The 13,537-nt window shown below is 42.3% G+C and carries 8 protein-coding genes; 2 read left to right on the plus strand and 6 right to left on the minus strand.

Annotated elements, in window-relative coordinates:
* Positions 1–934 precede the first annotated feature (934 nt).
* The 3 genes from ACEW80_RS21200 to ACEW80_RS21210 all read right to left on the minus strand — a co-directional run bounded on the left by ACEW80_RS21200 (position 935) and on the right by ACEW80_RS21210 (position 2,594).
* The gene (locus tag ACEW80_RS21200; protein ID WP_373528485.1) at positions 935–1,594 is read right to left on the minus strand and encodes a class I SAM-dependent methyltransferase; all 660 of its coding nucleotides are present in this window, start codon (positions 1,592–1,594) and stop codon (positions 935–937) included.
* 213 nt (positions 1,595–1,807) lie between these two features.
* A complete protein-coding gene (locus tag ACEW80_RS21205) occupies positions 1,808–2,200 on the minus strand; it encodes a VanZ family protein (RefSeq protein ID WP_373528486.1) in 393 nt (130 codons plus the stop codon).
* 133 nt (positions 2,201–2,333) lie between these two features.
* Positions 2,334–2,594 (minus strand): hypothetical protein, encoded by a 261-nt coding sequence (locus ACEW80_RS21210; RefSeq protein WP_373528487.1) that lies wholly within the window; start codon positions 2,592–2,594, stop codon positions 2,334–2,336.
* A 314-nt stretch (positions 2,595–2,908) separates the two neighbouring features.
* Here ACEW80_RS21210 and ACEW80_RS21215 point away from each other — a divergent pair, with 314 nt between their 5' ends.
* Entirely contained in the window at positions 2,909–4,978 is a 2,070-nt protein-coding gene (locus ACEW80_RS21215) for a tetratricopeptide repeat protein (protein WP_373528488.1), read from the plus strand.
* Positions 4,979–5,002: 24 nt separating this feature from the next.
* Here the strand turns inward: ACEW80_RS21215 and ACEW80_RS21220 are convergent, their stop codons facing one another.
* Both ACEW80_RS21220 and ACEW80_RS21225 read right to left on the minus strand, forming a co-directional pair.
* Entirely contained in the window at positions 5,003–5,764 is a 762-nt protein-coding gene (locus tag ACEW80_RS21220; RefSeq protein ID WP_373528489.1) for a hypothetical protein, read from the minus strand.
* A 135-nt stretch (positions 5,765–5,899) separates the two neighbouring features.
* Complete coding sequence (locus tag ACEW80_RS21225) at positions 5,900–7,450, minus strand: DUF1565 domain-containing protein (protein ID WP_373528490.1); 1,551 nt, start codon at positions 7,448–7,450, stop codon at positions 5,900–5,902.
* A gap of 504 nt (positions 7,451–7,954) precedes the next feature.
* On the opposite strand from ACEW80_RS21225, the gene ACEW80_RS21230 reads away from it, so the two are divergent.
* Positions 7,955–10,900 carry a GAF domain-containing protein gene (locus tag ACEW80_RS21230; protein WP_373528491.1) on the plus strand — a complete coding sequence of 982 codons (2,946 nt, stop codon included), beginning with the start codon at positions 7,955–7,957 and terminating at the stop codon, positions 10,898–10,900.
* Positions 10,901–11,166: 266 nt separating this feature from the next.
* Here the strand turns inward: ACEW80_RS21230 and ACEW80_RS21235 are convergent, their stop codons facing one another.
* Positions 11,167–13,242 carry an SUMF1/EgtB/PvdO family nonheme iron enzyme gene (locus tag ACEW80_RS21235; protein ID WP_373528492.1) on the minus strand — a complete coding sequence of 692 codons (2,076 nt, stop codon included), beginning with the start codon at positions 13,240–13,242 and terminating at the stop codon, positions 11,167–11,169.
* Positions 13,243–13,537: the final 295 nt, after the last annotated feature.

Genomic DNA, 13,537 nt, shown 5'->3' on the forward strand with positions numbered 1-13,537 from the left:
TCAGTTACCACACTCAAAAACTCAATCATTATTCAAATTACTACAAAAGGGGGATGAAGGGACTGCCGACGGCAGCCCCTTCATCCCCCCCTTTGAAATGATTATCATTATTGTTGATGGAATAGTTTATTTTCTGGAAGTTCCTTAAAGCGTTAGAAACAGCTAGATTTTCTAAAATCTGATTTGCCACTTAAATAAATATCAGTTAGCTTGGTATGGAATTTTACTAAAATAAGTTAAATTCACACGCCAATCTTGATATTTACTCAAAGTTAGGTAACGTCAAATTAATGACTACATACACTGATCGCATTCAGCCAACTGATTCTGGCATTGCTACCTATTTGGAAAATCTCCTAGCTAGGTAGATTTAACTATTGATTTTACCGAGGCTACTGATGACGTAAGTTATAAAAAAAGATTTTTATTTTGGGATGAGATTGATGATAGAGATGGTCAATTAAAAATAAATGTAGAGAAATATAAGCTTTATAACAAAGGATTAATTGTCAAATTAAAAGATATCAAGTCTGATTACGATACTATAGAAGATCGTCTTTTGGAGAGTGAAAATAATGATTATAAAACTTTATACAGAAAACAGCTAAAAAGAGTTCGACAAATTTTTGATAATTACAGAATTTCCTTTATTGAGTTAAGAGGTATTGAAGTTGCGCCCTTGCGGTTTCCCGACTTGTACCCCTTCGGGGAAGCAAGCTACGCGCAGCGTCTCCGGCAAGGAGAAGCACGTGGCGTGGATTTAGGGGGATCTCAAAGTATTTGCTACCAAGAAGAAGACTTGTTCATTCATCCTCTAAATAAGCGATTGTCCAGAAAAGATACATTGCTGGATGAAAATATGCATTTGCCTCACGCACTCGCTCGTCTGTGTGAGATATTCATACTTTTATTCAGCAACGTCCAAAAAGTTCTTTCACTTTGTCGCTACGCCGATAATATGAGGACTAACAATCGGCAATTGTGCATCAAATCGCTCATAATTTACACTAGTAAAACCAGCATTTTCTAAGGCTCTCCCAGTTTCTCTATCTGGATGACAACCATCACCTATCACTTTCCAAATCGGACTCATTGTGCTTTGTACTTGTCGCAATAAAGTTCCTTGCGGTGCGGCAACGTGTTCAATAAATAAGAAGCGTCCACCTGGTTTAAGTACTCTCAAAATTGCCTGTAATGTATAATCTATATTCGGCACTGAACACAAAACTAAGGTACTAACAACAGTATCTATGCTGTTATCTTCAGCGTCTAGCCATTCAGCATTACCAATGCGGAGGTCGATGTTTAAACCCAGCTTTTCTGCTTGTTTTTGTAGATAGGAATGCATATGTGGGTTTGGCTCGATTCCTATCCAGTGGATATCTTTAGGGTAGTAGGGTAGATTAGGGCCTGTTCCTGGACCGATTTCTAAAACTTTACCTTGGAGATTAGCAAAAAGAGAACGTTTGCGATCGCCTACGATATTATCATACGTGCTGCTACTTTGAACCATTATCCAGGCAAAGAAACGTTTACCAAAGTTGGCAAAAACCTGATTTGGTGAATCTCCAATAATTTGGTTTACAGTCATCATCCACTTCCTAATTTTCGGGCTATAAATTGGTGTGCCAAGTAACCATTTACAACCTTAAGGTACGATACTTTGTATTTCTTTTACCTCACCCATTAGACTCACCTGATTGGGTGATTTTGGATTAACGTACACGTCTAACGACTTACTGCAAGCTACTACAGAAAGATCAAAAGCGCAGAGGCAGAAGTAGGAGTTGCCTATTATATAGTCTTTTCAAGGTTGAGTTTTTTCAGATTTTTTGAGGTTTTGTCTTTCTGCCAACCAGGTAAATAACACAATACCGCACAGGTCAGCGGCTAAGTCAACTAAATCAAAGCTACGGTATGGTATAAATAATTGAATTATTTCGTCAACTATACAAAAAAATATCACAATCAATGGTGCTAGCGGCAAAGAAATCTTGAATATTTCAATTTTACGTTTGTTTAATGCTAGATGACCTAAGTAAGCAGCGATTCCTAGCAATAGGAAATGCAAAATTGTATCGTAATATGGAATTTGTGATATTTCCGTTGGGATAATTCTCAGGTAGGCTGACATAGAGATGGACATCAAAATTGCAAAGTAAACCCAAAATGCAAAAACCCAGCGCTGATTAGATTTCATTTTGATGATTTCAAAAGGTATTTATGATCAATACTAAAGATAACAAAGAGCGTTCCGCAATTGGGAACGCTATATTTTAGTAAATTCTGTTAAGATAATATGAATTTAAATTCAAAATTGCTAGCTGCTAAAATCAGGCATGGAGATTTGCTTGCTCCTGCAACCAAGGATCTACAGGTTGTCCATTTTTGCGGCGTAATTCAATTTCTACTACCATCACTTCTTTTGAACCAGGAGGCGCGGGTTTTTTATGGAAAATAATGTCATAATCTTCAGGATTGTGTTTGTGTTCTTTCAACCATTCCTGTACTTTGGTTATGGCAAAGAATGATTGCCCCTGCTCAAACATTCGGGTAATCTGCAATTGCAGTGTATAAGGATTTAAGCGACCCATTTTTTATTGCCTTTGTTAAGTTAATTTTAGAATAAGTAATCTGCTTACCCTAAATAATCTAATGTTAGTCCGAAGTACGCACATCTGAATGTTATAATAGTGGCTCACCAAAAAAATGTCAAAAACTTGACTACACTTTACAGTGAGCTTATTTAGGTCGTGAACAGAGATTTGGAAAAAGAATTTCACGCAGAGTCGCAGAGCCACAGAGAGGAGAGATAAGAGAAATTTTGAGTGTTCGTAAACAATTTTTGTTATAGATTGGAGAGAGGCGCGCCGCTTCAAAAAGTAACCAACAGACTGAGATGGTTGTTATGAAGAGCAAAAATAAACCTGTTTTCGCTTTAATTGTAAAAAGCACTATTGTCTTTTTACCCTTACTGTTATTCGTTGGAATTGCCAGTGGACAATCTGCACCCTCACCCTCCCCAGCACTAACTCCTACTCCGGTGTTATCGAATCAGGAACGGGAAGAATTAGCGCGACTACGAGCCGAAAAGCGAATTCAACAGCAAGTCCAATCTGATTTTAAGAGTGCTTTTACCCGTACAACTGTCTTACTCGATATCTGGCTAGTTATATTAAGTCTATTTCCAGTGGCAATCATTGCTTTATTATGGCTCCTGCGACGGGTGGTAATCCGTGAAATTGTTGATAGAGCAATGCAACAACTACAGGGAATGGAAAAATTACAAAATCAGCTTACTACCGTTAAGCAAGAGGCTGAAAATGTTATTCAAGAAGCTAAAAAAATAAATTATGAATTAGAACAGGAAACGGCTGTTTTACAAAAAGAAATTAAAAATGAACGAGAAAATTTATCTATCCTCACATCTGAGCTAGATTTAGCTAAATCCCAGGTATTAAGTAGATTAGAAACTGAACTCAAAAAATCTCAAGAAAATATAGAAAATTTAGAGTCAAAATTTGCTTCTGGATTGTCTAAGTTAGAGTTTGATGCTCAACAACAAAGAGATATAGCACTGGAAAATCTCGGAAAATTAGCATCTGTCTTGCCAGAGGAACTGTCTAATTTAAAGTTAGATGTACAACAACTGCAAGAACTAGCTGCTGCTGATTTAGAAGTGTCAAAATCTAATTTTACATCTCAACTTTCTGGATGGCAGTCTGATACTCAAAAACAAAAGGAAATAGCTATTGAAAGTTTAACAAAATTACAGTCAGAATTTGCTGAGAAATTATCAGAATTACAGGTAGATGCTCAAAATAAAAAGGAAATTACATTTGAAAATTTAGGAATATTAGATAAAGAATTGAAATTTCAATTATCTGAACTACAGGTAGATGCTCAAGAGCAAAAAAATAAAATCGTTGAGAGTTTAGCAGCATTGCAGTCAGAGTTTGCTTCTCAACTATCCGAATTGCAAGGAGATGCTCAAAAACGCAAAGAGTTAATCGTTGAGAATTTAGAAAAATCTGGTTCTGAATTTACTTCGCAATTCTCAGAATTGCAATGGAATGCTCAACAACAAAAAATTATCATTTTGGAGAAGTTAGAAAGATTAGAAACTGAGTTTGTCTCTCAACTCTCTGAGTTACAATTGGATGCCCAAGAAAGAAAGGATCTCATCCTTCAAGAACTAACTGAAATTACATCCGAATCGATCCCAGAGGTTGTAAATTTTGAAGTTGAGGAAGAAATACAGGAACAGCAAAAACAACCAGAATTCACTGCTGATGAGTATATAAAAGAGGGAGATGCACTGTTTTCTGAAAAGCGTTATGAAGATGCGATCGCAGCTTACAACCAAGCAGTTAAAATCCCAGGGGATGAACCTGTGGCTTGGTTAAAACGAGGTCTAACTCTTGGAAGGTTAAAACGCTATAAAGATGCGATCGCATCCTATGATAAGGCGATTCAGATTCAACCAGATTATCATCAAGCTTGGTGCGATCGCGGCGTTGCTTTTGGGAACTTACAACAGCATCAGCAAGCCTTTTCCTCATTTGATAAAGCTACACAAATCAAGCCTGATGATGCAGTCGCTTGGTTAAATCGCGGTCTTTCCCTAGTAACATTAGAACAATATGAAGAAGCAATAGCATCCTTTGATCAAGCGCTGGAACTTCAACCAAACTCTCCTAAAATCTGGGATAAACGCGGTTATACTTTAGTGATATTGGGACGCGATGATGAAGCGATCGCTAGTTTTGATAAAGCATTAGAAATTAAGCCCGATTATGCCAGTGCCTATTACAACAAAGCAGCCTGTTACGCACTACAAAGAGAAGTTGAACTAGCTCTACTAACTCTACAACAAGCAATTGAACTCAATACTAAATATAAAGAAGAAGCAGCAACTGATCTGGATTTTGATGATATTGCAGACGATGAACGCTTTAAGCAGTTAGTCGCAGCCTAAAAACATTAATTACTCCTCCACTCCCTATTCCCCACTCCTCACACTTGGATTCTGTTCGCCCAACATCGCTTTGAGTTTGGATGTAAAAGACTCAGAGCGATCGCTTTTTTCGGGAGTAAATTGATCGATTGGGGCATGAATAGCCGCAGGGGGGAGCAGTTTTCGCTGTCGTTGATGAGGGCTTGGTGATGGGGAGGGCGGTGGACTTTCTTGTGAAGTTAGCTTTTGGCTGACAGGAGGCGATAGCTGAAGCGTCGCCGAAGAGGCTAATTTCCCAGATAGGGAAGACTTCAAGACGGTTTGATTGGCTGTATTTTCCGGCTTACCCTCTTCTTCACTCAAAGAAGTCTTTGGTTCGGAACTTATCAGGTGTAGAGTTGCAGTACTGTTGTATTGATTGCTATTGCGAATCTTAGCTGGTGGTAATTGCGGACTCGTCACTTTCTCGACAGTCGGGTTTCTCTCGGTTGGCGGTAGGGCTACTCTAGCCAATGAGCTTAAGCTTTGAGGAAATTTGCTACAAATCATCCGTTCAAATTCCATATTGAAATGATATGCAGCCTCATCCCGGCGCTGCCAAAATACTAAGATTTGCTGCACCGAAATCGCTTTATAACGACCTTGGTATAGTGCTTCAATTACTGCCAGGTGTAGCCAATTAAGTGGGTATTGCGTTTGCCAACGCTCAACTAGCTCATTGGCACTATACCCATTAAGATCGAAACTATAGTTAATTAATAAGGCGATCGCTAAGTTGGCGGAGGTATCTGGAAGTGTTGTTAACATGGGGCTATTAGCTCTAAGCAATAGGTCTAAAATTTGTCACCCATCGCATATTAGCCTAGTGTGCTTTTAACTACATGGTTTTTTGCCACGAGTTACTAAGCCGATCGGCAATGTTCCTTATTCTACTTGTCAACTTCAAGAATGCAACCCTACATAGATTGATTTAATCATAAGTGTTCGCCCAATGGCTACTAATGCCTGATAAACCATCGCTGCGACTTCGGCGTGTGTTGCCGAACGTGAAGGTGCAAGTAGTTTGGGATCTGGATAGTTGACAACTATTCCCCGTTGTGTTGCAGTGGCAACGGCTGTCCGAGCATAGTCAGGAATAATCTGACGATCGCTGTAAACTTCTAAAGCATGGCTATCAGCCACAGCTAGTCCCAGTCCGTTAACTAGAGAGACAATCACCTGTAGCCGCTGCACATTTTGATCGGGGCGGAAAGTGCGATCGCTAAATCCGCCAACAAAGCCACCGCTAGCAGCAATTTGGATAGCGTTATAAGCCCAAAAATCCTTGGGTACGTCTGTAAAATCAGGCGCTAGGAGTTTGGGAGTAGGGTTAAAGGCAACGGACACCAAAGCTGCATATTCAGCGCGAGTCATGGGTTTATTTGGCTGGTAGCTGCCATCAGTAAAACCGTGAGTTAAACCCATCTTCACTAATGCCTCAATAAATGGTTTTGCCCAATGCCCATCTAATTGAAGAGACGTGGAAAGGAAGGAAGGGGGAGATAAGGGGAATTGTTGATAGGGGGATTGTGTTGGGGCATCAGAGGAACTGGTGCTAACTGCTACTCGATTGGTTGGGATCAATTCAACCAAGCCTTTTACTAGAGAAGGATTTAATTGATTACCTACAGAAACCAGCTTTTGTGGAGTGGTGTTGTGTAAATCAAATTCACTATTCTCCCGAAAAATATTATCACCGGGATTTTGGATACTACCTAAGTCCGGGGCTGCGTTGCCATTGACTAACAGACCACCTTGGGTATTTTTGGCAATGAGATTTTGACGTAGCACAGGTTGGGCGTGGCGAGAAAGTGCGATCGCTGTGCGATTTTCTGATAGTTTGTTATTGGCAATCAAAGGAGTGGCAAAGTCACTAATTACTATGCCCAATGTGTTTTGTTGAAATATATTGCGTAGAACTTCTCCCTGGCTATGACCTGCCATCACTAATCCACTAGCATTATTTTGCACAAATATGTTATCTAAGATTGCGGGTTTGGCAGTGCCACTGGTAAATACACCTTCCCGCCCACAGCTGCTTAAAGCGTTGTTGGCTAAAGTCGGTGCAGCCGATTCAATCCAAATAGCAGTACCTTTTGCTGAGGGATTGGTGACAGTTACACCGAAAATACTGGCATTATCTGCCAACAGCAGCGTAATATTTTGCATCCCAAAGCTAGAACTTTGATATTCCCCGCTTCCGGTAATTACAATCTCTGCTCCTTTGTTAGCTTCGTTACCCACTATCGTCACCTTTCCAGAAATGACCAGTGGAAACACTTCACCACTAATAGCGCTGTAAGTCCCCGGCTCCAGATGAATGAGCGTGTGGATTTTGGTTATTTTTAAGGCACGAGTGAGGCTTTTAAACGGACTCAACCGTGAACCAGTGTTAGTATCATTCCCTGTCATAGGGTTGACATAGAGTGTGACAACGAGGGTAGAGTTCACCATTGATAGTTGAGAGTCAATTGTTTTAATTATGACAATACTGTGTACATACAAGTTATAGACCCTTACGCACCCAATACGGTTCGGTTAGATGCATAGTCCTTAAAGATCCCCCTTAGTCCCCCTTAAAAAGGGGGAAATAGAGCTATCTATTCTGAGCAAGCCTTTTTAAGGGGGAAATAGAGCTATCTATTCTTAGCCCCCTTAAAAAGGGGGGTTGGGGGGATCAAGTCTTATCCGAACCGTATTGCTTACGTAACATTCTGAGTTCGCAGTTTGGTGTTCTGAGTTCGCAGTTTGGTGTTCTAAGTTCACAGTTTGGTGTTCTAAGTTCACAGTTCGGCGCCCCGAATTTTCATCTCAATGTTTTAGGCTTAATAATACGTAATACTTAAATAGTGCTTAGAGAATGTTTAAAAAGTATTTTGGGTAACATCAAAGCCTCGGAAATTTAACCCCCCTAGCCCTCTTCCCTACAAAGGATACAATCTTGACGAAGTTTTATCTATGACTCAGCGTTCTCCCAATAAATCTAATGGCAACAGAGCTAACACTGACTCTCAAGCTAACTTAGCTCAAGTTGCCCCAAAGCGTAACAGTTCATCAAAGCGTTCACTCTGGCAGCAAGGGCGGCAGCAATGGAGTCTGAAGTCTAAAGCAACCGCTTGCGCTATTGCCCTGACTATGCTCCCAGTGCTGACAATTGGGATAACTAGCTACTTTAGTAGTCAGTCCATAAATCGGCAGTTTACCCAAGCTCAACAAGGAAGTGCCGCAGACCTGACAGAAGTTAAACTTGCACTTGAAAAACATCACTCATCCCTGTTGCTTGAGGCTGGGGTGATGGCTGTAATAGCAGGGGCGATCGCTGCTTTTGTGATCAATCGTGTCACTGGTCGAGTTCTGTCTGCTGCCAAGACTTCTAACGCTTTAGTAAATAGACTACGTGGAGAAGAAGTTAGAACTCTGGTTCGCGTTGTTGGCGAAGATGAACTAGTTGCTTTAGAGGCAAACATTAACCTACTACAAAATTTGTTGCCAGAGCAAATTTGGCAACAAGAAGCTGAAGCCGAGCTATCGCAGTTATTAATGGACATTACTCGTCGTATTCAAGAAGCACTCTCTGAAGAAGATGTCCTTAGAACTACTGTAGAAGAAGTTCGCCAAGCTTTTAGGATGGATCGCGTGGTGATCTTTCGCTTTAACTCCGATGGCAGTGGTACCTTTGTAGAAGAATCAGCAGCATCCGGTTTACCAAAGACCCTGTGGGCGACCATCTCAGACCCGTGTTTTGAGGGATGGTATGTCGAACAGTACCGAAACGGTCGCGTTCGAGCGATCAATGATATTTATCAAGCCAACCTCAAAGATTGTCACATCGGGTTATTAGAGCGATTTGCAGTCAAAGCAAATCTGGTTGCGCCCATTTTCAAAAACAACCAGCTATTCAGCTTGCTAATTGGGCATCAGTGTTCTGCACCTCGTGTTTGGCAAGAGTCTGAGACAGATTTGTTTGCCAAAATAGCAGCGCAAGTAGGATTTGCTCTTGACCATGCCAAGCTTGTAGAACAGATAACTACCAGAGCCGACCAAGCCCAATTAGTAATAGATATTACCCGCAGCATTCGCCGATCGCTCAACGAAGAAGATGTACTCAAAACCACCGTTAACGAAATTCGCAAAGCGATCGCTACTGACCGAGTAATTATATATGGTTTTGATCGTGATTGGTATGGAACTGTCCTAGCGGAAGCAGTACTCCCAGGTTTTCCCAAGGCATTGCGAGCCAACATCAAAGACCCTTGTTTTGCTGAAGGCTATGTTGAGCAGTATCGAGCAGGTCGAGTCCGAGCGACCAACAACATTTATGAAGCGGGGCTAAGTGCTTGTCACATCGGCCAACTCGAACCTTTCGGCGTGAAGGCGAATTTAGTTGCACCCATTCTCAAAGACGATCAATTATTTGGTTTACTAATTGCCCATAACTGCTCTGCACCTCGTGAGTGGCAGCAGCTTGAAATTGATTTATTTGCTCAGTTGGCCATGCAGGTGGGATTTGCTCTGGATCATGCTCGGCTGCTTCAGCGCATTGATGCTGAAGGGATGCAAACTCAGCTAATTGTAGATATTACCCGCAGCATTCGGCGATCGCTCAACGAAGAAGATGTACTTAAAACCACCGTTAACGAAATTCGCAAAGCGATCGCTACTGACCGAGTAATGATTTTTGGCTTTGATAGTAACTGGTATGGAACTGTCCTAGCGGAAGCAGTACTACCAGGTTTTCCGAAAGCATTGCGAGCCAACATCAAAGACCCTTGTTTTGCTGAAGGTTATGTTGAGCAGTATCAAGCAGGTCGAGTCCGAGCGACCAATAATATTTATGAAGCGGGATTGAGTGCTTGTCACATCGGCCAACTCGAACCTTTCGGCGTGAAGGCGAATTTAGTTGCACCCATTCTCAAAGACGATCAGTTGTTTGGCTTACTAATTGCCCATAACTGCTCTGCACCTCGTGAGTGGCAGCAGTTTGAAATTGATTTATTTGCTCAGTTAGCTATGCAGGTGGGATTTGCTCTCGATCATGCTCGGCTGCTAAACCAGGTAGAGCAATCATATCAATCTGTTGAATCTGCCTTTCAAGACCAGAACCAACAAAAAGCAGCACTTCAGTATCAAGTATCAGAACTTTTGCGGGATAGCGAAATTGTTGTAGAAACTCTCACCTCTAAGACATTCAGTCAAATGGAGTCGGTGACATCTGTCTACAATCAAATTCAAGTATTAGCTAGTTCGGCTCAACAAATGCTCCTCCGTGCCGAACAAGCTGAACGCCAAAAGCAGCAGTTCAGCAACACAGTCCAAGATGGGCAGGAGAGGATGAACCAAGTTGTAGACAGGATTGGGACGATCCGCGCCACAGCGACAGAAGCTACCGCCAGAGTGAAACGCTTAGATCAGCCTTCTCAAAAGCTCTCGCAAGGAGTCAGACAAATCGTTGGAGTTGCGTCACAGATAAAATTCCATGCCATGAAGATCGCTCTAGAAGCAGCCCGGACTGGTTCTGCGGGTGAAGAGTTTGCGGCGATCGCTCAGATACTTTTGTCACAGGCGCAGCAGTTGGATACCGACATTGCCCAAATCCCATCCTTGGTTGCAGAAATTTATACGGCTAATAATGCGATCGTTACCTTAATGGAAGCAGGACAGGAACAAGCGATCGCACTTACTCAAGGGGTAGAAGAAATTCAGCAAACACTCAATCAAATTAATGCCATCAGTACTCAAGTGAATACATTAGTTGAGGAACTCACCCAAGGAGCTGCAAACCAATTAGAAACTTCAACCACAGCCAACCAATCTATTTTAGAAGTTGCGAGTATTGCTAACCAGATATCAGAGCAAGCTGTGACAGTAGCTAATTCTTTAGCCAAGTTGACAGTAATGGCTTAAAAGCCACAGGAGGCTAAATTGCAATCACCTGTGTCAACTGAACGTGAGTTCGACGAACCTCTCCCTGCCTTGCTACGTAAGTTGGGTTGAGGAACGAAACCCAACATTTCCGCGGCTTTGTTGGGTTGCGCTTTGCTTAACCCAACCTACAAATATTCTTAACTGCGTAACTTAGGGTAAGTTAATTTTTGCAGATCGATACATCTAAGTTGCGAGTCGATACATCTCAATACGGTTCGGATAAGACTTGATCCCCCCAACCCCCCTTAAAAAGAAAGTGCCACCCGAAAACCGATGAGGTTGCCCCGGCCATCTTGAGGATTCCAACTACGATATGCAGAACGGCATAACTTAGCAGAGCTTTTCCAAGAACCACCTCGAATCAACCGAGACTGACTTCCATCTTTAGACAACCAGGCACTACCATCAATGGGCGCGCCTTCATAATTGTCGTGCCAGTTATCCCCGCACCATTCCCACACATTGCCATGCATATCATATAATCCAAAAGCATTTGGCTTAAAACAGTCTACAGGGCTTGTTTGCCAGTGATTTGTTCCTTGGATGCCACTGCCGTAGATAGAGTTGCTATAGTTTGCCAAACTCAAAGTGAGAGTGTCACCAAAATGATAAGGAGTAGTAGTTTTAGCACGACAGGCATATTCCCATTCCGCTTCGCTAGGAAGCCGATAATTTCGCCCGATCTTCTCACCCAATCGTGTACAAAACTCCACTGCATCGTCCCAGGAAACTTGCTCTACCGGACGGTTTGCTCCTTTAACATTAGTCGGCTCCGGATCAAGATTACGGTTGATTGAGGGCAACACTGCCACTGCCCGCCATTGTGCCTGGGTAACAGGAAACTTACCCATAAAAAAGGGTTTGATTGTCACAGGATGCTGTGGGCTTTCAGAATCAAATCGTTCTGGCTCATCCTCTGGAGAACCCATTAAGAACTGTCCACCAGTAATAGATACCATCTCCAAGGTGATGCCATCGCCTAGTTCTTCAATTAAACATTGCGCCCATCCCTGACGACGAGTGATTTCATCGGTAGCTGTAGAGGCAAGCGAGCTTTTTTCGGCAACAGTAGCGATCTCAAACTCAAATTCTTGCAAGGGTAAGATTGCCGTATCAAACTCACTTTGATCAATTTCCCGCAGATGGGGATCAAATTGGGAGCCATCCCTTGAGTTGAGGTTTGACAAGAGAACTGAAGAGTTAGTGTCTGGTAAAATCAACGCTGTAGGAGGGGAGACACTGCTTTGCTCAGAGTTGTTGGAGCGTCGCCTTCTTCCGTTCCAAACTCCGGCAAATTCCCAATCTTGAAACAAGTGGCGTTTTCTCTGTGGAGCCACTTCTACTTCTTTGCCCAGCCAAGTCGGAGTGTCGGCTGACGGCAACTGCCCTTGGGGTTCTTGCGGCAGTTCGTCTAAATTGGCAAAGTTACCTAACAATGGACTGCCATCCCATTGTTCCTCTGAAGATGAAAGTAGTAACGAAGATGATCGCAACGCTGTGGTTGAAGTCAGGGCTTGCAATGCTTCCACTGCTGATGGATAGCGCTCAGTGTACTCATCGCACACCATCATATTGAGAATATCAGCAAGGCGATCGCTTACCAGTGGTGCATAAGTCCGCCAGAGAGTTTGCCCAGTCCGCGAATCTTCTTGCAAAAGACTGGGGGCAATTCCTGTCAAAGCCTCTATACACATCATTCCTAGAGCGTAAACATCACTACACAGGCGAGGCTTACCCCTAGCTTGCTCTGTGGGTATATAGCCTGGAGTGCCAATGAACACACTGGTAGGATTCCTTAGTTGATTCATTGAGAGAACGTTAAGCGCTTTTACAGAGCCAAAGTCAATCACGAAGAGTTTGCCATCCTGTTTGCACCGCATCACATTTTCGGGTTTGATATCTCGGTGAATGACGTTGTGTTGATGAACAAAGACCAGCACCTCTAAAATGTCCTGCAACAGCTTGGTAACATCGTCTTCACTCAGTTGGTTTCCCCGGACAATTTCTTTTCTGAGGGTGTGTCCCTCCACGTATTCTTGGATAATGTACAGTTCATTGCGGACAGCAAAGTGAGCCAGCAGCCGGGGAATCTGCGGATGTTCGCCTAACTTCTCTAGGATTACCGCTTCCTGCTCAAAGAGGTCTAACACTTTGGGATTGCTGTGTTTTGGCTTGAGTCGCTTAACTACACATAGAGGTTTGCTTGGACGTTTTTGATCGATAGCCAAGTAAGTTTCACCAAAGTTTCCTTCACTTAGTTTTTTAAAGATTTTGTAGCGTCCGTCTAGTGTTTTCTGATAAAACCCAAATTCAAGTGCCATCCCTGTTGCAACCTCCTATCCGTTCAACTTATCAGTAAGTAATTAATTACCGTCACAACAACTTGTTTATCAATCTTTGTGCCTAGCCAGAGCAAAACAGCGCATTCAACAGGACTAGGACTAACGCATCTAGATGGCGATCGCTTCAGCATCCAATTCTTTGTTACATATCACCGATGTAAGTAAGTAGGCCAGAATAAATTAAACTATATTACGCAACGTAACATTAATCAAATTAGCTTGCAGTAAGGACTTTAGCCATATTTTAAGGACTAAAGTCCTGACTACAAACGTT

Source organism: Nostoc sp. (genome assembly GCF_041747015.1).
Classification (GTDB): domain Bacteria; phylum Cyanobacteriota; class Cyanobacteriia; order Cyanobacteriales; family Nostocaceae; genus Nostoc.